At 66.6% G+C, this 22,549-nt stretch carries 19 protein-coding genes and 1 tRNA gene; 11 read left to right on the plus strand and 9 right to left on the minus strand.

The window, feature by feature from the left end:
- The first annotated feature begins 101 nt into the window (after positions 1–101).
- From DESPIGER_RS13410 to DESPIGER_RS06195, 6 genes are all read left to right on the plus strand, one after another.
- Positions 102–3,536 (plus strand): AsmA-like C-terminal region-containing protein, encoded by a 3,435-nt coding sequence (locus DESPIGER_RS13410; protein ID WP_072334425.1) that lies wholly within the window; start codon positions 102–104, stop codon positions 3,534–3,536.
- A 174-nt stretch (positions 3,537–3,710) separates the two neighbouring features.
- Entirely contained in the window at positions 3,711–4,382 is a 672-nt protein-coding gene (locus DESPIGER_RS06170; protein WP_072334428.1) for an adenylate kinase, read from the plus strand.
- A 232-nt stretch (positions 4,383–4,614) separates the two neighbouring features.
- Positions 4,615–4,938, plus strand: coding sequence for a hypothetical protein (locus DESPIGER_RS06175; protein WP_072334431.1), 324 nt, complete (start codon positions 4,615–4,617; stop codon positions 4,936–4,938).
- Between the two features lie 55 nt (positions 4,939–4,993).
- Positions 4,994–5,788: an ABC transporter ATP-binding protein gene (locus DESPIGER_RS06180; protein WP_072334434.1), complete on the plus strand. Its 795-nt coding sequence runs from the start codon at positions 4,994–4,996 to the stop codon at positions 5,786–5,788.
- Complete coding sequence (locus tag DESPIGER_RS06185; protein ID WP_072334437.1) at positions 5,785–6,948, plus strand: SufB/SufD family protein; 1,164 nt, start codon at positions 5,785–5,787, stop codon at positions 6,946–6,948. The genes DESPIGER_RS06180 and DESPIGER_RS06185 overlap by 4 nt, the downstream gene beginning before the upstream one ends.
- A gap of 377 nt (positions 6,949–7,325) precedes the next feature.
- Positions 7,326–7,401: transfer RNA gene (locus DESPIGER_RS06195), tRNA-Ile, on the plus strand.
- Between the two features lie 93 nt (positions 7,402–7,494).
- Here the strand turns inward: DESPIGER_RS06195 and eutC are convergent.
- The 9 genes from eutC to DESPIGER_RS06245 form a co-directional block, all read right to left on the minus strand.
- On the minus strand, positions 7,495–8,319 hold the full coding sequence (eutC, locus tag DESPIGER_RS06200; protein WP_072334444.1) for an ethanolamine ammonia-lyase subunit EutC: 825 nt from the start codon (positions 8,317–8,319) through the stop codon (positions 7,495–7,497).
- Positions 8,309–9,679 carry an ethanolamine ammonia-lyase subunit EutB gene (locus tag DESPIGER_RS06205; protein ID WP_072334447.1) on the minus strand — a complete coding sequence of 457 codons (1,371 nt, stop codon included), beginning with the start codon at positions 9,677–9,679 and terminating at the stop codon, positions 8,309–8,311. Before DESPIGER_RS06205 ends, eutC begins: the two co-directional genes overlap by 11 nt.
- 24 nt (positions 9,680–9,703) lie before the next feature.
- Positions 9,704–11,032 (minus strand): TRAP transporter large permease, encoded by a 1,329-nt coding sequence (locus DESPIGER_RS06210; protein WP_072334450.1) that lies wholly within the window; start codon positions 11,030–11,032, stop codon positions 9,704–9,706.
- Positions 11,029–11,646 carry a TRAP transporter small permease subunit gene (locus tag DESPIGER_RS06215; protein WP_072334453.1) on the minus strand — a complete coding sequence of 206 codons (618 nt, stop codon included), beginning with the start codon at positions 11,644–11,646 and terminating at the stop codon, positions 11,029–11,031. Before DESPIGER_RS06215 ends, DESPIGER_RS06210 begins: the two co-directional genes overlap by 4 nt.
- Positions 11,647–11,707: 61 nt before the next feature.
- On the minus strand, positions 11,708–12,643 hold the full coding sequence (locus DESPIGER_RS06220) for a TRAP transporter substrate-binding protein (RefSeq protein ID WP_231927652.1): 936 nt from the start codon (positions 12,641–12,643) through the stop codon (positions 11,708–11,710).
- Between the two features lie 960 nt (positions 12,644–13,603).
- Positions 13,604–13,903, minus strand: a complete 300-nt coding sequence (locus DESPIGER_RS06230) for a hypothetical protein (RefSeq protein ID WP_072334463.1) — start codon at positions 13,901–13,903, stop codon at positions 13,604–13,606.
- A 324-nt stretch (positions 13,904–14,227) separates the two neighbouring features.
- Positions 14,228–15,721, minus strand: a complete 1,494-nt coding sequence (locus DESPIGER_RS06235; protein ID WP_072334466.1) for a fused MFS/spermidine synthase — start codon at positions 15,719–15,721, stop codon at positions 14,228–14,230.
- 40 nt (positions 15,722–15,761) lie between these two features.
- Positions 15,762–16,196 (minus strand): tRNA adenosine(34) deaminase TadA, encoded by a 435-nt coding sequence (gene tadA / locus DESPIGER_RS06240; RefSeq protein WP_072337584.1) that lies wholly within the window; start codon positions 16,194–16,196, stop codon positions 15,762–15,764.
- Between the two features lie 74 nt (positions 16,197–16,270).
- On the minus strand, positions 16,271–16,936 hold the full coding sequence (locus tag DESPIGER_RS06245; protein WP_072334469.1) for a TIGR00730 family Rossman fold protein: 666 nt from the start codon (positions 16,934–16,936) through the stop codon (positions 16,271–16,273).
- 174 nt (positions 16,937–17,110) lie between these two features.
- On the opposite strand from DESPIGER_RS06245, the gene DESPIGER_RS06250 reads away from it, so the two are divergent.
- From DESPIGER_RS06250 to DESPIGER_RS06270, 5 genes are all read left to right on the plus strand, one after another.
- Positions 17,111–18,721, plus strand: coding sequence for an MBL fold metallo-hydrolase RNA specificity domain-containing protein (locus DESPIGER_RS06250; protein WP_072337586.1), 1,611 nt, complete (start codon positions 17,111–17,113; stop codon positions 18,719–18,721).
- A 362-nt stretch (positions 18,722–19,083) separates the two neighbouring features.
- Entirely contained in the window at positions 19,084–19,635 is a 552-nt protein-coding gene (gene rsmD / locus DESPIGER_RS06255; protein ID WP_072334472.1) for a 16S rRNA (guanine(966)-N(2))-methyltransferase RsmD, read from the plus strand.
- Positions 19,620–20,174 (plus strand): pantetheine-phosphate adenylyltransferase, encoded by a 555-nt coding sequence (gene coaD, locus DESPIGER_RS06260; RefSeq protein ID WP_173783287.1) that lies wholly within the window; start codon positions 19,620–19,622, stop codon positions 20,172–20,174. Before rsmD ends, coaD begins: the two co-directional genes overlap by 16 nt.
- A 1-nt stretch (position 20,175) precedes the next feature.
- Positions 20,176–21,090 carry a tRNA (adenosine(37)-N6)-dimethylallyltransferase MiaA gene (gene miaA / locus DESPIGER_RS06265; RefSeq protein WP_072334478.1) on the plus strand — a complete coding sequence of 305 codons (915 nt, stop codon included), beginning with the start codon at positions 20,176–20,178 and terminating at the stop codon, positions 21,088–21,090.
- 499 nt (positions 21,091–21,589) lie between these two features.
- Positions 21,590–22,543 (plus strand): cytochrome c3 family protein, encoded by a 954-nt coding sequence (locus DESPIGER_RS06270; RefSeq protein WP_231927653.1) that lies wholly within the window; start codon positions 21,590–21,592, stop codon positions 22,541–22,543.
- Positions 22,544–22,549 lie beyond the last annotated feature (6 nt).

The raw sequence follows: 22,549 nt of genomic DNA on the forward strand, positions 1-22,549 counted from the left end.
TTTCCCCTCCGGCGGGGCTTTTACCGTGCCTTCCGGCACGCCGCAACAGCGCTTCGTCAACCTAGCCTCGCCCCTTTTCATCGTCAAGCAGCCTTCCTGCCATGCCCGAACCATCCCGCCGCCTGCGTCTTTTCCTCCGCTGTCTGGCAGCCCTGCTGCTGGGCATCCTCCTGCTGGCCGGCGCGGCCATGGTCTATGTGCAGCACAATTCCGTGGCCATCACCCATGCCCTGCTGGAAGACTTCACCCGGCGCACGGGGCTCGCCCTGCATGTCAGATCCATCGGGCTCTCCTGGCTGCCTCCGGCCGTCCAGGCCGACGACGTGCGCATCCGCGGCCAGGAGCTGGACATCGCCGTGCGCACGGCCCGGCTGCGGCCCCGCCTGACGGCCCTGCTGCAGGGGCGGCTGGAGCTGGAGTACGTGGCCCTGCAGAATCCCGTGCTGTCCGGCAGCCTGCCGCTGCCCACACTGGATCTGCGCAAGCTTTCCTCCGCCGCCGGGGGCGGCAGCGGCGATGCCGGGGCCCTGGCCCGGCTGGACGGCCTGCTGCCCGGTACCCTCCAGATAGAGATAGACCAGGGCAATTTCTCCTTCCAGGCCCGGGACGCCTCGTCCCTGCGCGCGGGCAACCTTTCCTGCGTGCTGCATCTGCGCGGCCTCCGGGACGTGCGCGGCAAGCTGCAGGCAGGCCTTATCCGCAATCTGGCCGCCGGAGAGGGGACGCCCGTGCTGGACCTGGAGAACCTGCTGGTGGAAGGCCGCAGCCGTCCGCTCCGTTTCTTGAGCGATACCCCCCGCCTGCGCCTGCGGGCCCTGCTGCATCTGCCGCCCCACCTGCCCCGCATACGCATGAACCTCGATTTCACGGCCACGGCCGCGGGCTGGCAGCTGGATCACGACATCCAGGGCGACCTGATGCAGGACGACGAGCCCATCCCCTTTGCCGTGGCCGGACGTCTTGTGCAGGACAGGAACGCGCCGCAGGCCTCGGTACGGCGCATGCTGCGCGAGGTCTTCCTGCCCGATCCGCAGGAGCTGGCCGCCGCCGGGAAGGAAGACCCGGCGATGCCCCCCGCTGCGGCGGCCCCCACAGCACCGGCCGCCGGTACCGCCGCCACGGCATCCGCCCCCGCAGCCCATGCGGTCCCCCAGCCCGGCCTGCCCGCCGCGGGCGGCACGCATCCGCCCATACGCCTGGAACGCATCCGGCTGGAGCTGGACGAGGACAGCGCCACCCTCGACGGCAACCTGACTTTCGACAGCCGGCGGGGCCCTGTCCTCAACGGCAGCCTGCAGGCCCACCGCCTGAGCCTGACACGCTGGCTGGGCTTTGCCCGCGGGCTGGCCCCGGGCCTGCAGATGGCCCTGGACAACCTCACGGACAGCCTCCTGGAATTCGAGCTGGACGCCGAGGGCCTGCGCGTGCCCTGTATCGTGGCCCATGCCTCGGGTTCGCGCTTCACCGGTTCCGGCGGCGTGGCCCGCTGGGCCGAGCCGGTGGTGGCCCTGGACCTGACCGCCCCGGAAGTCACGCTGGGCCGGGCCATCCCGGAAGCCGTGGGCACCCTGCCCCTGCAGGTCCATTTCCCGCACGGTCCCCTGACCAGCCTGCGGGCCTCGCGCTCCACGCCGCTGCCGTCGCCCGATCCCGCCACGGACCTGCACATCGGCTATGACATCCGCCTCAATGCCCGCACCGTGCACTACGGCCCTGTGACCATCACCGGCGCGGCCGTGGTCATCGAACCCGGCACACCGGACAAGGCGGGCAACGGCACGGCCGTGATCCGCGCCACGGGCGACTTTTACGAAGGCCGCCTCAAGGGCCGCTGCGCCATCGGCGGCCCCACGGACATGCCCACCTTCGACATCGACCTGCGCCTGGACAAGATCCACGGCAGCAAGCTGTCCAGGGATTTCGACCTCATCCCCGTGCGGCGCGGCATGCTGTCCGCCCAGGCGGCCATCACCAGCCGGGGCAGCGACCTGGATGTATTCCTGAAGAGCATGCGCGGCACGGTCACGGCCGAGGGCAGCAAGGGCCTGCTGCCCGCCGGAGGCAAAAAGAGCCTGCCCTTCGACAGGCTCTCGCTGCGCCTCGACCTGCAAAGCGCCCGCCGCGACCTGCGCCCCACGCCGGCCCGGGCCGGTTTCGAAGGCCGCTGGACGGCCTCGCTGGAAGAGGAGGGCCTGTCCCTGACCCAGAAGCTGGACGGCCTCGTCTGGTTCGGCGGCAAGGAGTTCGTGGCCTGGCAGGAGCTGCCCGGCTCCCTGCGCCTGCACCTGCCGTCCCGCGAAAAGGATCTGCTGCCCCAGGGCATGGATCTGGACGCCGGCGGCCTGTTCAGCTGCGCGGGCCCTGCCGGTCTGAAGCTGAAAAAGGCCACGCTCTCGGCACTGGGCCTGCAGCTCAAGGGCGACCTGGACGTCGGCAACGGACGCGGCGGCCTGACCTGGGGCGGGACCGTGGACCTCACCGCCCGCGACCTGAAGCACAGCCTCCGGCAGATACGGGGCAGCGCGCCCGCCCGCCTGCCCGCCTCCCTCAACAGCCTGCGCCTCAGGGGCACGGCCTCCGGTACCCTGGACAGCCTGCGCCTCAGGGATCTGCGCTGCGGCCTGGGCTGGCAGCAGGTGGACGGCGAGGCTGCCGTGACCTGGAGCGGCACGCCGCAGCTGGACCTGCGCCTGCACGCCGCGGACTTCGACCTGGACCGTCTGCTGGCGGAGCTCTTTCCCGACCAGGCCCGCAGCAAGGGGCGGAACAGGGCCCCGGGCGCTCCCTGGGACCTGCGCTTCATGAAGGCCGTGGAGGCCCGGGGGAGCCTGGACGTGGACAGGGTGCGCTTCATGCGTCTGCGCATGCAAAAGATGCGCACCCGTTTCAGCCTCAAGGACGGCCACCTTGCCGTGCCTGCCCTGGAGGGCGATTTCTACAATTCGCGCCTGCGTGCCTCGGGCGATTTCCACTTCGACCGCGGCCTGAGCTACACCACCAGGGTCAGGGCCCTGAACATCGACCTCGGCGCCGCCAGCAACGACCGCAACGACAAGCGCGCCGTGCGGGGCCTGGCCTCGGTGGAATCGGAGATGAGCGCCCATCTGACCGGCGGCGGCCAGATGCCCGCGGCCCTTTCCGGCACCTGGGGCGTGGCCATCATCAACGGCAGCTACCAGGACCGCGACAAGGCCGGACGGCCCGGCGGCAGGCCCACCCGCTTCCAGCGCCTCAGCGCCTCGGGCAACATGCAGAACGGCGTGGCCCGCAGCAGCAACATCTTTTATCAGGATGCCGAGATGCGCGTGCGCGGCGGCGGCCGCATCGACTTCAACAGCGAGGACCTGGACTGCAACCTCTTCGTCAAGACCGACCGCATGCAGGAGTTCCCCGTGCGCGTGACCGGCACGCTCCACGATCCCAAGACCTCGGTCAGCGCGGGCACGGCCATCCTCTACGCCGTCACCAGCCTGACCCACGGCATCTTCGAACTGCTGGGCGGTGTCATGGAAGGCACCTGGAACCTTTTCCGCTGATCCCGCACCCCGGGGCTTTCCGCCACGGTCCCGGCAGGTCCGGCCCCTGCCGGAAAAAAGGCCTTGCACTTTCCCCGCCCCCGTTGACAGAACGGCCTGCAAAGGGTAGACAGGCCGTATCTGTTCTTTTTTGCACAAACCCAACGACGGTCCGTCACAATAAGGAGAAGCGCCATGAATATCCTCATCTTTGGTCCCAACGGCAGCGGCAAGGGCACCCAGGGCAATCTGGTCAAGGCCAAGTACAATCTTGCTCACATCGAATCCGGCGCCATCTTCCGTGAACACATCGGCGGCGGCACCGAACTGGGCAAAAAGGCCAAGGAATACATCGATCGCGGCGACCTGGTGCCCGACGACATCACCATCCCCATGGTGCTGGAGACCCTGAAGACCAAGGGCAAGGACGGCTGGCTGCTGGACGGCTTCCCCCGCAACATGGTGCAGGCCCAGAAACTGTGGGAAGCCCTGCAGGCCGAAGGTCTGAAACTGGACTACGTCATCGAGATCCTGCTGCCCCGCGAGATCGCCAAGAACCGCATCATGGGCCGTCGCCTGTGCAAGGAAAACAACAACCATCCCAACAACATTTTCATCGACGCCATCAAGCCCAACGGTGACAGGTGCCGCGTCTGTGGCGGTGAGCTTTCCACCCGTTCCGACGACCAGGACGAAGCCGCCATCAACAAGCGTCACGACATCTACTACGACACCAAGAACGGCACCCTGGCCGCGGCCTACTTCTTCAAGAACCTGGCCGCCGAAGGCAAGACCAAATACATCGAGCTCAATGGCGAAGGCAGCATCGACTCCATCAAGGAGACCCTGATCTCCCAGCTGAACTAGCCTGAGCACGCCTTTCCAGGCCGGGGCCCCGCCCCGGCCTTTTTTTTGTCCCGAAAGTCCGGGGCCCGGCCGGGACCGGCCTTGCCTTTTGCCGCCGCATCCCCATCTTTAACAGCGGAGGCACAGGACCGCCGGCCCGCAGCGGGCACGTGTCCCGCACCGGGGGCCCCACTGGACATGCCTGTCCAAGTTTGCCACTATGCCCCCAACGTCACAGCGAGGTAACAACATCATGCAAGTCTGCATCGCGATCATGCACGGCAAGCCCGTCATGCTGGAACTGCGGGAAGGCGTCCCCTACATCAATGATGAGCCCCAGCCCATCAAGCACCTGAGCGAAGATGACCTCACGGCCTTCCACGAAGCCGTGAGCGCCATCCCCGATGACGGTGCCCCCGGCCATGCCGCCCTTGTCAATGCCAAGCGCGCCGCCTTCATCGTGGACCTGCTGGGCCATGCCGTGGGCGACGAATGCGTCTCCTATCTGACCCATGTGCTGGACCACGTGCACTACGACGTCATGGAATATCTGGGAGAAACCGAACCCCAGGACTAGAAAGCCTGCCGGGCCCCCGCAAGGGATCGGGCTTCCGGCATAATTGAGGGAAACAATGCTTGAGATCCAAGACCTGCACGTTTCCGTCCACGGCACGCCGGTGCTCAAGGGCATCGACCTGAAGGTGGAAGCGGGCGAAACCTTTATCCTGTTCGGCCCCAACGGCTCCGGCAAGACCACCCTGCTCATGACGCTGATGGGCTTTTCCGGCTATGAGGTGACCCGGGGCAAGATCATCTTCAAGGGCCACGACATCACCTACGCCCCCATGTACGAGCGCGCCCGCCTGGGCATCGGCATGTCCTTCCAGCGGCCGCCCACCATCCACGGCCTGCCCACGGGCAAGATGGTGGAACTGTGCGGCCGCGGCCGCGCCATGGACATCCCCGCCATGGCCAGACGTGTGCATTTCGACACCTTCCTCGACCGTGACGTCAATGCCGGCTTCTCCGGCGGCGAGATCAAACGCTCCGAACTGCTGCAGCTCATGGCCCAGCAGCCCAGCCTGCTGCTCTTCGATGAACCGGAATCGGGCGTGGATCTGGAAAACATGGCCCTGGTGGGCAAGACCGTGCGCAAGCTGCTGGACGGCGTGCCCGACTGCTGTAGCGCCACCCTGCGCGAGCAGGGGCGCAAGCGTTCCACCAGCGGGCTCATCATCACCCACACCGGCCACATCCTTGAATATGTCAATGCCGACCGCGGGCAGGTCATGTATCACGGCAAACTCTGCTGTGAAGCGCGCCCGCGCGTCATCCTCGACCATATCGCCCAGCACGGCTACCAGGAATGCCTGCGCTGCCTGGCCGGCGACATGTACGGCAAAATCGCGGAGGCTCCCCTGGCATGAGCAGCATCGACCTTTCCCGTTTCAACTTCAGCGGCGGCGAGAACGCCGCCCCCATCGAAGACCTGACCCGCCTGCCCCGGGAAGACCAGCAGCGCCTGGTCCTGGCCGGCATCGACGTGCACGACGACAAGGTCAGCGGCGCCTTCATGCAGCTCAACCACGCCGACGTGCACTGCACCACCCGGCAGGAAGGCCTGGAACTCATGGACATCCGCGCGGCCCTCAAGAAATTCGACGGCCTGCCGCAGTATTACTGGAAGCTGCTCGATCCCGACAAGGACGAGATCACCCGCATGGCCCGCGAACACCTCAACGGCGGCTACTTCGTGCGCGCCCGCAAGGGCGTGAAGATCAGCCAGCCCGTGCAGTCCTGCATGTTCATCAAGGGCAATGCCGCCGGACAGGCCGTGCACAACATCGTGGTGGTGGAAGAAGGCGCCGAGCTCAACATCCTGGGCGGCTGCGCCACCTCCCAGCACAGCAACGACGCCGCGCATCTGGGCATCACCGAATACTATGTGGAAAAGGGCGGCAAGCTCACCTTCACCATGATCCACAACTGGGGCGACTCCACCACCGTGCGGCCGCGCTCGGCGGGCGTGGTGGAAGCCGGGGGCGTGTTCCAGAACAACTACATCCTGCTCAAGAGCGTGGGCAGCCTGCAGTCCTATCCCCGCATCGACCTCAACGGCGAAGGCGCCGTGGCCACCTTCAACTCGGTCATCGTGACGCCCACGGGCTCCCATGTGGACAGCGGCAGCGCCATCCATCTCAACGCGCCCCATACCCGCGGCGAGATCATCTCCCGCACCCTGACCACCGGCGGCACCATCATCAACCGCGGTTTCATCGGCGCCTCGGCCACTCCGGTCAAGGGCCATCTGGAGTGCAAGGGACTCATCGTGGGCGGCGGCCGCGTGCACGCCATCCCCGAACTGGACAGCTGCCGCGACGGCGTGGAACTCTCCCACGAAGCCGCCGTGGGCAAGATCGCCCAGGAAGAGATCGAATACCTCATGGCCCGCGGTCTGGACGAGGACGAAGCCACCTCCACCATCGTGCGCGGCTTCCTCAACGTGGACATCATGGGCCTGCCCGCGCCCCTGAAGAAGGCCATGGACGAACAGATCAACAAGCTCAACGCCGGCGGCGCCATGTAACGCCCCGCTGCGATCATCCGCCTGTTTACGGGGCCGTCCGCGTGTGCGGGCGGCCCCGGGCCGTTTTCACGGAGCGGCCATCCCCTCGGGGGCGCGCAGCTGTCCCCCGGCGATGCCCTGCGGCCCGCCACCGGCAGACCTGGAGGCCCTTGTCTCCGCCGCCGGCCGGGCGGCCTGCCCCCCCTCCCCGGACGGACGCGGGCCGCCTGCGGCCACGGTTCCTGCGGCGCGGCGGCCGGGGACGCGCCACAGGCACGGCGTGCTGCCGCTCCCCGGCCCCCCCTTCCCTTCCCCGCACGCCGGCCGGGCCTGCCGGGACCGCCTGCGGAAGGGCTTGACCATGACGCGCCCTTCCGGCTATAGTTCGCTTCCTTCGCGGGCCTATAGCTCAGTTGGTAGAGCCTCCGGCTCATAACCGGCAGGTCCCAGGTTCGAGTCCTGGTGGGCCCACCAATATTTGAAAGGCAGGTTCCCTTCATGGAAACCTGCCTTTTCATTTTGCAAAGGGCATCCCGGCGTCCTGCCGGAACCTCCCTGTCTTCGGGCCTATCCCAATGCCCGCATCCCGGCGAACGGCAGATAGCCGGGCGGCACGTCGTCCTTGAGCGCCACGCCGGACAGGCGGCGGGCAAGGGCGTTCTCCACCAGATAGCAGAGCTTGCGCACGGCCTCCTCCACGGGCAGGCCCGCGGCACGCACGTTGGAGATGCAGTTGCGGGCCTCGTCGGTCAGGCCGGGCGTGGGCGCGTAGGTCATATAGACGCCCAGCGAGTCGGGCGAGCTGAGGCCGGGGCGTTCGCCCACCAGCACGACCACCAGCCGTGCGTTGAGCAGGGCCGCCACATCGTCGCCCACAGCCACGCGGCCGAATTTCACCAGAGCCACCGGCGCGGCACTGAGCCCGGCAGCGGCCGCTTCTTCCAGAAAACGGGAGGCGAAGGGCACGGCGTTCTCGTGCACGGCCCGCGCGGACAGACCGTCACAGATGACCACGCTCACGTCCGGCGCGCTGCCGGGATGCGCGTCCGTCCAGGCATCCAGCAGCTGCCGCGAGGCCACGGAAAGGCGGCGCCCCTTGTCCGGCCGGGTCAGGTATTCGTTCCTGTCCGCCACGGCGCTGCCCAGGGACAGGCACTCCAGACCGTGGGCGGCCAGACCGGCGCGCACCCGCTCCTCATCCAGCGGCGTCATGACGGCATCCCGGGCGCGGGCATGGGCCAGACGGAATTCCAGCCAGCGTTTCACGGGCAGGCTCACCCCGCAATGCCCCAGACCGATGCGCGCATCGGTGAAGCGGCGCAGCTCTTCCCAGGGATCCGGCGTCACGATGGCGGGCGCGGCGCCCGCGAGCGCATCCTGCCTAGTTGCCATGACGGCCCTCCTCCAGTTCCCGGCCCAGCGCGGCCATGCCCCGGCGCCCGCCGGGCGGCAGCAGCTCGCCCGCGGCGGACAGGATGCCCGTGCGCTCCAGCCATTCCTCGAATTCCGGTGCGGGCCGCTTGCCCAGCACCCGGCGCAGCCAGGCCACATCGTGGAAGGACGTGGACTGGTAGCCCAGCATGATGTCGTCGGCGCCGGGGATGCCCATGACGAAATTGCAGCCTGCCACGCCCAGCAGGGTCAGGAGCATGTCCATGTCGTCCTGGTCGGCCTCGGCGTGGTTGGTGTAGCAGACGTCCTCGCCCATGGGCAGGCCCAGCAGCTTGCCGCAGCAATGGTCCTCCAGACCGGCGCGGATGATCTGCCTGCCGTTGAACAGGTATTCCGGCCCGATGAAGCCCACCACCGTATTGACCAGCAGGGGGCGGTAACGCCGGGCCACGGCATAGGCGCGGCATTCCAGGGTCTGCTGGTCCACGCCGAAGTGGGCCCCGGCGGAAAGCGCGCTGCCCTGACCGGTCTCGAAATACATGACATTGTCTCCCACCGTGCCGCGCTTCAGGGAAAGGGTGGCGTCCCAGGCCTCGTCCAGCAGGGACAGGGAGATGCCGAAACTGGCATTGGCCTTTTCCGTGCCGGCGATGGACTGGAAACAGAGGTCCACGGGCACGCCGCGCCGGATCATCTCCAGGGTATTGGTGACGTGGGTCAGCACGCAGCTCTGGGTGGGGATGCCGTAACGGGCGATGACATCGTCCAGCAGATGGAGCAGGCGCCCGATGGCGGGCAGGCTGTCCGATGCCGGGTTGATGCCGATGACCGCGTCGCCGGAACCGTATTGCAGGCCGTCGATGATGGAGGCCAGCACGCCGCGCGCGTCATCGGTGGGATGGTTGGGCTGCAGGCGCGAGGAAAAACGCCCCGGCAGGCCGATGGTATCGCGGAAGCGCGTCACCACGCCGCACTTGGAGGCCACCAGCACCAGATCCTGGATGCGCATGAGCTTGCTGGCCGCGGCCACCATCTCCGGGGTCAGGCCCGGCGCCAGTGCCGTCAGGGCCGCCGTATCCGCGGCAGGGGTCAGCAGCCAGTCACGCAGCTGGCCCACCGTGAAGGAGCTGACCGGCGCGAAGGCCCGCGCGTCATGGCTGTCCAGGATGAGCCGGGTGATCTCGTCCGTCTCGTACGGCACCACGCATTCCGACAGGAAGCGCTTCAGGGGCACATCGGCCAGGGCCATCTGGGCCCGGATGCGCTCTTCCTCATTCTCGGCCGCGATGCCGGCCAGCACGTCCCCCGAGCGCAGGGGGGACGCCTTGGCCAGCAGTTCGCGCAAGGAACGTTCGTTCACAACGTCTTTCCATGGGCTTGAAGGTTACAGGAACCTGTCGGGAAGATACATGGCGATCCCGGGGAACAGCATGACCAGCACCAGCCCGACGAGCATGATGCCCACAAAGGGGATGATGGAGCTGTAGATGTCCGCAAGCGTGATCTCCTTCGGGGCCATGGCCTTCATCAGGAACAGGTTATAGCCGAACGGCGGCGTCATGTAGGCTATCTGGCAGGTGATGGTGTACAGCACACCGTACCATATCGGGTCAAAGCCCAGGGACTTGACCAGCGGGATATAGAGCGGCGCCACGATGACCAGCATGGCCGTATCGTCCAGGAACATCCCCATGAGCAGATACGAGAGCTGCATGACGATGAGCACCCCCCAGGGACTGAGGCCCCAGTCCTCCAGGAAAAGGCGGCGGATGGCGTGGACAGCCCCCAGACCGTCAAAGACAGAACTGAAGCACAGGGCCGCCACCATGATCCACATGAACATGCAGGTCACGCTCAGCGTCTGCAGCAGGGAGACGCGCAGGACCCTGGCCGTCAGCCTGTGCTTGAGGGCAGCGGCTATCATGGCGGCAAGCGCCCCCACCGCCGAGCTTTCCACCAGGCTGGTCACCCCCAGCAGGAAAAAGCCCGTCACGGAAAAGATGATGGCCAGGGGCAGCAGCCCGGCCAGCAGCAGACGGAACTTCTCGGCCCGCGGCATGGCCCGCTCTTCTGCCGGCAGGGCCGGCCCCATGGAGGGATTGAGCCGGCAGCGGATGACGATGTAGGCGATGATGAGCACCGCGAACAGCAGGGCCGGCCCCACACCGGCCAGCCACAGCTTGTTGACCGGTTGCCGCGCGATCATGCCGTACAGCACCAGCACGACGCTGGGCGGCATCATGAGCCCCAGCGAGCTGCCGGCCTGGATCACCCCCGAGACCATGCGCTTGTCGTAACCGCGCCGGAGCATCTCGGGCAGGGCGATGGTGGCGCCGATGGCCATACCGGCCACGCTCAGGCCGTTCATGGCCGAGATGGCCACCATCAGGACCACGGTACCGATGGCCAGCCCGCCGGGCAGGGGCCCCATCCAGACATGGAACATCCGGTAAAGGTCGTTGGCGATGCCCGATTCCGACAGGATATAGCCCATAAAGATGAACAGGGGCAGGGTTATCATGGGGAACCAGTTCATCAGGGACATGCTGGCATTGAAGGCCATCTCCGTGCCGCCCGTCCCCCAAAGGAAGGCCCCCGCCACGGCCCCCACGAAACCGATGGCGCCAAAGACCCGCTGTCCGGTGAGCATGAGCAGCCCCATGGACGCGAACATGATGAGGGCCACTGTCTCATAGGAAAAGGTGAAGGTCATGCGTGGCTCACCTCCGTGGAGGTCAGGGCGGGCTGGGGATGCACCGCCGGATCCCGGGTTTCCGTGTCCTTGCCGTCAACCAGCAGCAGCTCGGGGATGTCCAGTCCGATGACGACACCGAAGACCCGGGCGATGTCCTTGAAAAATTCGGAAACGGCCTGCAGGAGCGTCAGCACGATGCCCAGCACCATGAAGCACTTGACCGGAGCCACGGCGGGCCCCCAGGCCGTATTGTTGTGCTGGTTGAATTCGATGGAATAGACGGTGCTGGAGATCCCGCCATAAAGCAGGAACGCCAGGAAGGTGAGCAGGCAGATGACGGTCACGGCATCCATGGCCGCGCGTCCCCTGGCGCCCAGACGGCCGTAAAACAGGTCCATGCGGGCATGGGAATGCATCAGCAGGGCAAAGCCGCCGCCCAGCAGATAATAGGCCGTCGTGACGAACTGGGCCATCTCCACGCCCCACAGCACGGGCCTGTCGAAAAGCGTGCGGGACAGGGAGGAGAACAGCAGGATGGCCATGATGGCGAAGACCAGATACATCACGCAGCGCCCGACCAGACGGTTGAGCGCATCCACATAGCGCACATACAGCTTCATATACGCGAACATGATTTTCCCCCTTCCCCCTGCCCCGCGGGGCAGGGGGTGCCGGTAAGGATCAGGACAAGGATCAGTAACGGTAAGGACGGCCGGCCTTTTCCATCTCGGCATTGTACTGCTTGAGGATCTCCACGACCCTGGCGCAGCGCGGGCTGCGGGCCGCCACCTCGTCCCAGAACTTGTGCGCCTCGGTCTCCACCTGCTTCCACTCGGCATCCGGGATGGACGTCAGCTGCATCTTGCCGCCGGTGACACGGTAGTGCGCCTCGCCCCACCAGTACCAGTGCTGCCGATAATAATGCGAACTGTCGCAGGTCAGGCGGAAAAGGACCTTCAGATGCTCGGGGAGCGCGTTCCACTTTTCGCTGTTGGCAAAATAGCTGCCGATCCAGCCGCCATTGATGTTGTTGGTCAGGTAATACTTGCAGACGTCGGCCCAGCCGGCGGTATAGTCCTCCGTGATCCCTGACCAGCACACGCCGTCCAGCTCACCCGTCTGCAGGGCCACCTGGATGTCCTCCCACGGCAGGGAGACGGGGATCACACCGAACCTGCTCATGAAGCGGCCCCCGGTGGGGAAGGAGAACACCCGCTTGCCCTTGAGGTCGGCGAGGGAGCGGACGGGCGTGGTGGTGGCAAAGTTGCAGGGGTCCCAGGAACCGGCCCCCAGCCAGGTGACGCCCTTGATCTCGGCGTAGGCCTCCTGCCAGATCTTATTGAGGCCCCAGTGCTCGAACAGGGCCGGAACATCCAGGGAATAGCGCGTGGCGAAGGGGAAGTAGGCGCCGAAGATGGCCACGTCCGCGGGGGACGACATGGAATCCTCGTCGCACTGGGCGGCATCGATGGTCCCCCGCTGGACAGCGCGGAACAGCTCGCTGGTGGGCACGAGCTGGTCCGAGGTGTACAGCTCGATGACCATCTCGCCATTGGCGGCCTTGTTGAAGGCATCGATCTGGGGCTTGATCACATGCTCGGCCAGGGCCGCGCCGGCGTATGTCTGCATGCGCCAGCGGATGGGCTCCGCAGCGGAGCTCGTCTTCGCCGCTCCCGCTGTCGCCATCGCGGTCGCCGCACAGATGCCAGCCTGTCTCAAGAATTCCCGTCTTCTCATAATGCTTTCTCCTCACTTCAAGCATCCCGTCCAGGATTCGGGGATGTCTTGCCGGCTATGAAGCAAATATCGTTCCACAGCGGACATGCATCGAAAACATATTGATAATACATGTTTTTTTGATACTGATCCCTGAAAGGGAACAGACGGATGGCCGCGCAGCCCCCCTGAAGTTACAAAAATGTGGAAATATGGCGCCCTGCGCCGCAGCCTTGCGGCACAGGGCCCCCGGACAAGGGGAGACCATCGCTGCGCACCGGCACCGGACAGCCGGCACATCCGGCCCCAAACCTTATGGCCCATGAAATAAAAATATATTATATCAATATGGTATAATTATACTTTCCGTTTTTTTCCGCAAAGGCCGCAGGGGCATCGTCTGCCGGGCCCCGCGCATGCAGGCACGGCAGGCATGGCCGGAACTACTGCAAAAACGTTGTTTCTTTGAGCACTCAAAGAAAACATGCGGGGGAAATATGATAAAAGAATAAATAATACCACTATATTATAAATTTCTACAAAAATGTTGCTTTTTTTGACGCGCCACCATCCGGCCGCAGGACGCTCCTGCGGGAAGGGCGCCGCCATGTATCAAACTGTACAGTCCGGGCCCGGGGCATTGCCTTGCGCGGACGATATCCTATACTTGCGCCATGATTTCCTGACCGGCAGCCTGCTGCCGCGCTTCCTTCCCGCCCCCGCGCGGACGGGACTGCTCCCCCGCATCCCGTCCCTTCAAGGACCGCCCTTCGCGGCGGTCCTTTTCCATCCCCCGGACACAAAAAGGGCGCTGCATGCGCAGCGCCCTTTTTTCCTCAAACAGCACCTTGTGGAAGGCACAGACTGTCCCGGCTACTTTTCCTGCCCGGCCTCTCCGATCCAGGTCTGCAGGGCATCCACGATCTTGCGGGCCTGATCGGCACTGGAGATGGTGAACTTGCTCTGCTGCCGGTATTCGCCGCCCACCTTCTTGTAGCGGCGGATCACATATTTGTCGGGGCCGTAGGACGAGGTCTGCGGCTTCCACTCCTGATAGCGGAAGAGAATCGTGGTCCAGGCGCCCTTGCTCAGGACGATCTTGCCCAGTTCCTTGAGGATGACCTGGCCGTTCTCCTCATATTCCACTGTGAGATCATCGATGGATTCGCTCAAAACTGCCTTCCCTTGCGAACGCGCACCCGGGAGCGTGCGCGGTTGAAGTAAAGAGTCTGCACGGGCCGCCGGGGCCGTGCCGCCCCTCTCATGGCGCACAATCTACGCATTTCGTGGCCAAACGGCAAGCCTGCCCCGGGCGGGCACGTTCCCGGCCCGTCTCGGGAAGCGGTGGCGTCCGGGCCCGGAACGGGGGACGGGGGCCTGCCCCGTGCCCGCATGCCGCGCCGCGGGCAGCGGGAGGGGCCGCACACGGCCTGCCGCAGGGGGACGACGGCAGGCGGCCGCCAAGCCGGTACGGCACGGCGGCACGGGCCATCCGGCTCAGGGGCGGCGCAGCAGCGACAGGGCGAAACGCTCCACCGGGGCGAAATCGTCGCGCAAGGGCTCCGCCGCCGGCAGGGGCGCACGATAGCGGCAGGCCAGCATGGCCGCCATCTCCGGCGAACGGCCCGGGGCGTCACGCAGGGCCGCGGCCGTGGCGGCCTGGCTGAAGGCCAGCACCATCAGGTTCTGCAGCTGTCCGGGATGCCGGGGGCTGGTAACGCAAAAGATCTCCACCCGGGCGAAATGCCGTCGCAGCCCGGCATGGATGGCCCGCAGCAGACGGCCGTCCTCGCCTTCCACGGCGGCGATGACGTTCATGGCCAGCACGCCGCCGGGGCGCAGGGCCCGGCGCATGGCGGCGAAGGCCTCCTGCGTGCCCAGATGGAAGGGGATGGAATAGCAGGAGTTGAACACGTCCACCAGCAGGAGGTCATACTGCTCCCGCTGCCGGTTGAGGAAGGTGCGCGCATCGGCGTGGACCAGGCGCAGGCGCGGGTCTTCCCCGGGCAGGAGGAACCAGTGCCGGGCCACGGCGGTCATGCCGGGGTCCAGCTCCACCACGGTCAGGCGCAGGCCGGCGGCGTCCAGACCGCTCCTGCCGGACAGCAGCCACTTGGGCACGGAGCCGCCGCCCCCGCCCAGCATGAGGATGTCCCGGGCCTGCGGCCGGGCCAGCACGGCCAGGGCGTAAAAGCGGGTATAGTCGAAATACAGCTCGTCCGGGTCGTCCAGATACATGCCGGACTGGCTGTAGCCGGGATCCGTGGAAAGGACGCGCACCGGCCTGCCCCTGTCGCGGCCCTCGTGGATCACCATGCAGTTGTAGGGGCTCTCCACCATGAGGGGCCCGTCCGCCTGGCGGCACTGCCGGTCCCAGACGGCCAGCAGGAGCAGCAGGCACAGCAGGGCCAGCCGTCCCCAGGGACGGGAAGGCTCGGCCGGCAGCGAGAGCAGCAGCAGGCCCAGGGCCACGCCCCAGAGGATGGTGCCGCTGGCGAAGAAGGAGATGAGGACGAAGCCGCCCAGAAAGGTCCCCGCGATGCTGCCCGCCGTGGACAGGGCGTACAGCCGCCCCACCGTGGCGCCGGAAGTGGCCACGTCCCGGATGCGCAGCCGGATGATGTAGGGGCTGATCATGCCGCAGCACAGGGCGGGCAGGGCCAGGATGCCCAGGGCGCAGGCCACGGCGGCCAGGTGGATGTCCGTGATGGCGGCGCTCAGCGCCCCGCCCACCAGACGGTGCGTCCCGGCGGCCAGGGCGCTGCCCAGGGAGGCCCCCAGCAGGATGAGGGCCAGGCCGCGCCGGGAAAGGTGCCTGTCGGCCAGGCGGCCCCCCAGCCAGGCGCCCAGGGCCAGACAGGCCAGCACCACGCCGATGAGGCTGGTCCAGACCACGGCCGAGGTGCCCACATGCGGGGCCAGCACGCGGGCGCCCACCATCTCCAGCACCATGACCAGGGCGCCGCAACAAAAAGCGATGATCTCCAGCATCGTCGTCCCGTACGCGGGCGTACCCGCAAAAAAAGCGGGCTCAGTCCCGCCGTCCGGCAAAAAAATCCTGCAGCAGGGCCACGCTCTCCCGGGCCAGCACGCCGCCCATATGCCAGACCCGGTGGTTGAAGAAGGGCTGGTCCAGCGTCTCGGTGCAGGAGGTCACGGCACCGGCCAGCCTGTCGGCCGCGCCGTAGACCACCCCGGCGAGCCGGGCATGGACCAGGGCCGCGGCGCACATGGCGCAGGGTTCCAGGGTCACCACCAGCACCCCGCCGCCCAGGCGGTAATTGCCGCTGGCGGCCCCGGCGGCACGCAGGGCCAGGATCTCGGCATGGGCCGTGGGATCGTGCAGGGCCACGGGCCGGTTGTGGGCGCGGGCCAGCAGACGGCCGTCCGCCGCCACCAGCACCGCGCCCACGGGCACTTCGTCCTCGCGGGCGGCCTGCCGCGCCTCGTCCAGGGCCAGATGCATGAGGGCCTCCCAGCGCCAGCCCGGCGGCGCGGGGGGCACGGGACCGCCGCAGGGGCGCACCAGGGCGCCGCCGCCTACAGGATCACGATCTTGCACAGATGCTCCACCACCTGCTCGGGCGTGTCGCACACCGTGACGAGCTTGTCGATCTCCTCCCTGTTGATGAAGCGGCCGTTGGCCATGCTCGTGCGCAGCCACTCCAGCAGGCCCGACCAGTAGGAAGCATTGTAAAGGATGATGGGGAAGGGACGGATACGTCCGGTCTGGGCCAGCACGAAGGCCTCGGACAGTTCATCGATGGTCCCCATGCCGCCGGGCATGACCACATAGGCCATGGCGTACTTCACGAACATGAACTTGCGGGTGAAGAAGTAGCGGAAGTTGCAGCGCGTCTTCACATACTGGTTGCAGCCCTGCTCGTGGGGCAGCTCGATATGCAGGCCCACGGAAACCCCGCCCGCCTCGGCGGCGCCCTTGTTGGCCGCTTCCATGACGCCGGGGCCGCCGCCGGTGATGACCCCGAAGCCCTTTTCCACCAGCATCCTGGCCAGGCGCTCGGCATCCCGGTATTCGGGGCTGTCGGACGTGGAGCGGGCCGAACCGAAGATGGACACGCAGTTGGCGTCCAGCTTGTTCAGCGTATCCAGGGCCTGGACCATTTCGGCCATGATGCGGATGGTACGCCAGGACTCCGTGGTCATGGCATTGAGATCGTCGATGACGTTCTGCCGGATCTCCATGAAAGCCTCCTTGTTGCGCGGATCGCAGGAAAGAAGAATGAACCTTCATCCTAAACTGCCGGGCACAGGCCGTCAAAGGTTTATAGGGGGGCCTTGCGCTTCCGGGGCAGGAAGCGCATAGTGAAGAATCACCCGCTTGCACCCGGCAAGCAGAACATCACCCCGGAGCACCCCATGAAAGTCCAGTTCCTTGGCGCTGCCCAGACCGTTACCGGCTCCTGTTACATGATAGAGGCCTGCGGCAAGCGTTTCTGCATCGACTGCGGCATGCATCAGGGCAACAAGGCCATCGAGGAGCGCAATCGCAATCCCCGTCCCTACGCCCCCGGCAATATCGACTTCATCCTTGTGACCCACGCGCACATCGACCATTCGGGCCTGCTGCCCCTCATGGTGCGCGAAGGCTTCAGCAAGCCCATCTACTGCACCAAGGCCACCAGCGAGCTGCTGGAGATCATGCTGCAGGACAGCGCCCACATCCAGGAGATGGAAGCCCAGTGGGAAGCCAAAAAATACAGCCGCCGCGGCCTCAAGAACCCGCCCGAGGCCCTGTACACCACCGAGGACGCCCTCAAGACCGCCGGGCTCCTGCACCCCGTGGGCTACCATGAGGACTTCGAGCCCGCCCCGGGCATCAAGGTTACCTATTACGATGCGGGGCACATCCTCGGTTCCGGTTCCCTGCGCCTGGAAGTGACCGAAGACGACAAGACCACCAGCATCATCTTCTCGGGCGACATCGGCCGCCCCCAGGCCCTCATCGTGCGCGATCCCGAAAGCCCGCCCAAGGCCGATTACATCTTCATGGAATCCACCTACGGCGACCGCAACCACAAAAACGAGGACATCAGCGACCAGGAGCTGGCCGACGCCATCGCTTACAGCTACAGCAAGGGCGAAAAGGTCATCATCCCCGCCTTTGCCGTGGAACGCACGCAGGAGATCCTCTACTGCCTGCACATCCTCCAGAGCAAGGGCAAGCTGCCCGCGGACATGCCCGTCTTCGTGGACAGCCCCCTGGCCATCCGGGCCACCGAGGTCTTCCGCCGCAACCGCGAGCTCTTCGACGAGGACGCGCAGAAGATGCTCCATCAGGGCGACGACCCCTTCGAGCTGCCCAACCTGCGCTATACCCTGGATGCCGCGGAATCCCAGAGCATCAACGAATACAAGGGCCCGGCCATCATCATCTCGGCCAGCGGCATGTGCAACGCGGGCCGCGTGCGCCATCACCTCAAGCACAATATCTGGAGGCCCGGGGCGAGCATCGTCTTCGTGGGGTACCAGGCCGTGGGCACCCCCGGCCGCAAGATCGTGGAAAAAGCCAGCAAGATCACCCTGTTCGGCGAGGATATGGAGATCGCGGCCCGCATCTACACCATCAACGGCTTCTCCGCCCACGCCGGACAGGACCAGCTGCTCTCCTGGCTGGAGCCCCTGGTCCACGACAAGGCCAACGTGGTCCTGGTCCACGGAGAAGAAAAGGCCCAGTCCGTCCTTGCCGGCCTGATCAGGGAAAAGTTCGGTGTGACCCCCCTGGTGCCCGGCTACATGGAAGAGATGATCCTGGAAGGCCATCAGGTGGCCCAGACCGTCCAGCACGAGGCCCTGGCCCATCCCCGCGTCAACTGGGACTTCCTCACCGGCGAAGTGGAACGCAAGTGGGACATGTTCAAGGGCAAGCTGGCCGACATCGAGCAAAGCCCCTGGGTCCAGCAGACCGAACTGCAGGACGCCCTGGCCAAGATGGACTATGCCCTGACCCGCCTGCTTTCCCGCATGTGAGGCGAGCCGGCCTGTCCGCATGTCTCATGGGGGGAAGCGGTCCCTTTGCCTGGCGGGCGAACGGGACCCTTCCTCCCATGTCCCCCCCTCCCCCACGACGTGCCATGCGGGCGGCTGCGGCACCGGGAGGCTGCGGCCTGCCCGCAGCAGTCCCCCCGGCGACAGGGCAAAGGGCGGGGATCGTGCCGTGGCCCCGTGACGGCGCCCGTCCTTGCCGGGAGCCGGGGCCGTTCCCGGAGGGCTGCGGAGCCGCCCATTGACGGAAGGGCCGCCCCGCAGGTAAAAGTCATTTCCCTGCCCCGGGGCAGCCTTTGCACCGTCAACCGCCGTCCATCCACGGCACAGAAAACACAGGAAAAACCATGCGCATCATTTCCGGCAGACTGGGCGGCAGACGCATCAGGACCGTGGAGGGCGAAGGCTACCGCCCGGCCATGGGCAAGACGCGCGAATCCCTGTTCTCCATGCTCACCTCGCGCGGCGTGGTCTGGGAAGGCGCGCGCGTGCTCGATCTTTTCGCCGGCAGCGGCAGCCTGGCTTTCGAGGCCGTGAGCCGCGGCGCGGCGCTGGCCGTGCTGGTGGAGAACTCCGCCGCGGCCGCCCGCTGCCTGGCCGACAACATCCGCCAGCTGGGCGTGGAGGACTGCGTGCGCCTGATCCGCGACGACGTGCGCAAGACCCTCAACAACACGCCCCTGGGCTGTTTCGACCTGGTCTTCCTGGACCCGCCCTACCGCAAGAACCTGCTCAACGCCACCCTGCAGGGCCTGCTCAGGCGCAACTGGCTGGCACCCGGCGCCCTCGTCTGCGCCGAGATCGAGAAAGACGCCGCCGTGGCCGCGCCCGACAGCCTGGAACTGCTGGTGGAACGCCATTTTGGTCAAACCCGCATACTGATATGGACACTCGCATGAAACTGGCACTCTATCCCGGTACCTTCGACCCCCTGACCAACGGGCATCTGGCCCTCATCCGCCGCGGCCTGGCCGTCTTCGACCAGATCGTGGTGGCCGTGGCCGACAATACGCCCAAGTTCCCCCTCTTCTCCCAGGAAGAGCGCGTGGCCATGGCCCGCGAGGCCGTGGGCGACGACGAGCGCATCCTGGTGGAGCCCTTCACCGGCCTGACCGTGGAATACGCGGCCAGGCGCGGGGCCTGTGCCATCCTGCGCGGCCTGCGCGCCGTCTCGGACTTCGAATACGAATTCCAGCTGGCCCTCATGAACCGCCGCCTGCAGCGCGACATCCAGACCGTGTTCCTGATGACCGACTACCAGTGGCTGTTCATCAGCTCCACCATCGTCAAGGCCGCGGCCAGCCACGGCGCCGACATCGTGGGCCTGGTGCCCGAGAACGTGCGCCTGCGCCTGATGGAAAAATACCAGCGCGGCGAAGTGCGCCAGGCCACGCCCTGCCTGTCCGCCCCCTACGGCGGCTTCCGCGTCACCAAATAAGATGGCCGCGCCCCTGCCCGTCATCTGTCTGGCCGGCCCCACGGGCTGCGGCAAGACCGCCGCGGCCCTGGCCCTGGCCGAAGCCCTGGACGGCGAGGTCATCAACGCCGACTCCCGCCAGGTCTACAGCGATTTCCCCCTCATCACGGCCCAGCCCTCTCCCGCGGAGCGGGCCTGCTGCCCGCATCACCTGTACGGCTTTCTGCCCACGGAACGGAAGATCAGCGCCGGGCGCTGGGCCGGCCAGGCCGTGGCCGCGGCAAGGGCCGTGCTGGCCCGGGGCCATGTGCCCCTGCTGGTGGGCGGCACCGGCCTGTATTTCCAGGCCCTGCTGCACGGCATCGCCGAGATCCCGGCCGTCGACCCGGCCGTCACCGCCGCCCTCACGGCCCGCCTGGCCGCAGAAGGCCCGGCCGCCCTCCATGCCGAACTGGCCGCCAAAGATCCCGCCTACGCGGCCCGCATCCATCCCAACGACCGCCAGCGCATCGTGCGCGCCCTGGAAGTGCTGGCCGCCACCGGCCATTCCTTCAGCTGGTGGCACGAACACGCCATGCCCGCACCGCCCTGCGCCGGGCCTTTGCTGGTGCTGGACATGGAGCTGGATGCCCTGACGCCCCGCCTGGCCCGCCGCATCGACCTGATGCTGGAACAGGGGGCCCTGGACGAGGCCCGCGCCGCCCGGCAGCGCTGTGACGACGCCGCGGCCCCGGGCTGGTCCGGCATCGGCTGCGCCGAGGTGCTGGCCCATCTGCGCGGGGACCTTTCCCTGGCGGAGTGCCGCCGCCTCTGGCTGCACAACACCCGCGCCTACGCCAAGCGCCAGCGTACCTGGTTCCGGGCCCGCAGCGGGGCCCGCTTCTTCGCGCCGCAGGATCTGGACGGCCTGCTGGCGGCTGCCCGGCAGGCCTGCTGAAGCGGCACGGCGGCCACGCGCCACGGCTCACGGCACCATGCCGGCACGGCGCCGGCTGGGGAATGGCGCGTGCCCCCTGCATCCGGCCCGTCCGGGCGGCGGGCGCGCCGAAGCGGCCGGAAGCCCCGCCCCATCGCAGATCACAGAAAATTTCTCAAAACATTTCCCGGCATCCTGCCGGGGGCCCCGGCCCCGCCCGCCGTTCCCCCCCTTGCCCGCTCCGTTCCCGAAACAGGGCCAGCCGCAAAGGATTTTTCCCGCCGCGCCCTCGTCCCGGCCCCGCCCGGATGCCCCAATACCAGTGTGCAAGTAAGCTTTTCAGCCTGCGCCCCCCCCTTGACGAGACCTTGTGCCTGCGGTAACTTGCCACACATTATTGGTGTGTTTGGCTCATGAGAGCCGGAGGACGCCCGCGGCCCTGCGCTGCGGGAGAATGGGGAAAAGTCTGTTTCAAAAGGACGAGCACATGAGGAACGGTAAAGCACTGCTTTTGGCGGCGGTGATTGCCTTGGCCGGCGTGGCCTGTCTGATGCTTCCCGAAGCCAACCGCGCTGTGGCGGTGGGCCTGGAAGAATCCGACGCGGAAATGCCTAATGCCACGGTTCTCTTTCCGGTCAGCGAAAAGCCCAATCCCAAGGGCGCCAGCATGACGCCGGTGACATTCAACCATCAGGCCCACGTCGACAAAATCGACGACTGCACGGCCTGCCATCACACGGGCGATATGGTGGCCTGCAGCACCTGTCATACCGTGGAAGGCAAGGCCGAGGGCAATTTCATCACCCTTGAGCGCGCCATGCACGCCACCAAGATCGCCCCGCGCAAGGATGGCGTCACGCCCAAGAGCTGTGTGAGCTGTCACGAAGAACAGTACAAGGAACGCCGCGAATGCGCCGGCTGCCACGAGATCGTCACCCCCAAGCGTGACGCCCGGTGGTGTGGCGTGTGCCATGTGGTCACCTCCAAGATGACCCCCGAACAGTACCAGCTGGGCGTGGCCGGCAAGCTGTCCGCCGAGGACCGCACCGCCCTGGCCGAAGCCACCATCGAAGAACGCAAGCCCGTGGACTACATGGCCCCCGAAGCCTGCCCCTACAAGGTGGTCATCGGCAGCCTGTCCGACAAGTTCGAGCCCAACCTCTTCAACCATCGTCGCCACGTCTCCTCGCTCATGAAGCGCATCGAAGGCGACAATCTGGCCAAGGCGTTCCACAGCGAACCCGAGATCCTGTGCACCACCTGCCACCATCGCAGCCCCCTGTCGGCCACTCCGCCCAAGTGCGGCAGCTGCCATTCCGCCAAGATCGATCCCCGCGTGCCCGACCGTCCCACGCTGAAGGCCGCGTATCATCTGCAGTGCATGGGTTGCCATGACGGCATGGACGTTGCCCGTCCCCTCGATACGTCCTGCGCGTCCTGCCACAAGCCGCGTGCGACCGAGAACGCCAACTAGCTGGAG

It is taken from the genome of Desulfovibrio piger, assembly GCF_900116045.1.
Lineage (GTDB): Bacteria > Desulfobacterota > Desulfovibrionia > Desulfovibrionales > Desulfovibrionaceae > Desulfovibrio > Desulfovibrio piger_A.

What these genes read in the sequence shown, in the direction of transcription:
- rsmD (WP_072334472.1), top strand. Translation starts at nt 19,084, where the DNA reads ATGCGCATCATTTCCGGCAGACTGGGCGGCAGACGCATCAGGACCGTG.
- miaA (WP_072334478.1), top strand. Translation starts at nt 20,176, where the DNA reads ATGGCCGCGCCCCTGCCCGTCATCTGTCTGGCCGGCCCCACGGGCTGC.
- DESPIGER_RS06185 (WP_072334437.1), top strand. Translation starts at nt 5,785, where the DNA reads ATGAGCAGCATCGACCTTTCCCGTTTCAACTTCAGCGGCGGCGAGAAC.
- DESPIGER_RS06210 (WP_072334450.1), bottom strand. Translation starts at nt 11,032, where the DNA reads ATGACCTTCACCTTTTCCTATGAGACAGTGGCCCTCATCATGTTCGCG.
- DESPIGER_RS06235 (WP_072334466.1), bottom strand. Translation starts at nt 15,721, where the DNA reads ATGCTGGAGATCATCGCTTTTTGTTGCGGCGCCCTGGTCATGGTGCTG.
- DESPIGER_RS06175 (WP_072334431.1), top strand. Translation starts at nt 4,615, where the DNA reads ATGCAAGTCTGCATCGCGATCATGCACGGCAAGCCCGTCATGCTGGAA.
- coaD (WP_173783287.1), top strand. Translation starts at nt 19,620, where the DNA reads ATGGACACTCGCATGAAACTGGCACTCTATCCCGGTACCTTCGACCCC.
- DESPIGER_RS06180 (WP_072334434.1), top strand. Translation starts at nt 4,994, where the DNA reads ATGCTTGAGATCCAAGACCTGCACGTTTCCGTCCACGGCACGCCGGTG.
- DESPIGER_RS13410 (WP_072334425.1), top strand. Translation starts at nt 102, where the DNA reads ATGCCCGAACCATCCCGCCGCCTGCGTCTTTTCCTCCGCTGTCTGGCA.
- DESPIGER_RS06170 (WP_072334428.1), top strand. Translation starts at nt 3,711, where the DNA reads ATGAATATCCTCATCTTTGGTCCCAACGGCAGCGGCAAGGGCACCCAG.
- tadA (WP_072337584.1), bottom strand. Translation starts at nt 16,196, where the DNA reads ATGCATCTGGCCCTGGACGAGGCGCGGCAGGCCGCCCGCGAGGACGAA.
- DESPIGER_RS06250 (WP_072337586.1), top strand. Translation starts at nt 17,111, where the DNA reads ATGAAAGTCCAGTTCCTTGGCGCTGCCCAGACCGTTACCGGCTCCTGT.
- eutC (WP_072334444.1), bottom strand. Translation starts at nt 8,319, where the DNA reads ATGGCAACTAGGCAGGATGCGCTCGCGGGCGCCGCGCCCGCCATCGTG.
- DESPIGER_RS06245 (WP_072334469.1), bottom strand. Translation starts at nt 16,936, where the DNA reads ATGGAGATCCGGCAGAACGTCATCGACGATCTCAATGCCATGACCACG.
- DESPIGER_RS06220 (WP_231927652.1), bottom strand. Translation starts at nt 12,643, where the DNA reads ATGCAGACATACGCCGGCGCGGCCCTGGCCGAGCATGTGATCAAGCCC.
- DESPIGER_RS06215 (WP_072334453.1), bottom strand. Translation starts at nt 11,646, where the DNA reads ATGTTCGCGTATATGAAGCTGTATGTGCGCTATGTGGATGCGCTCAAC.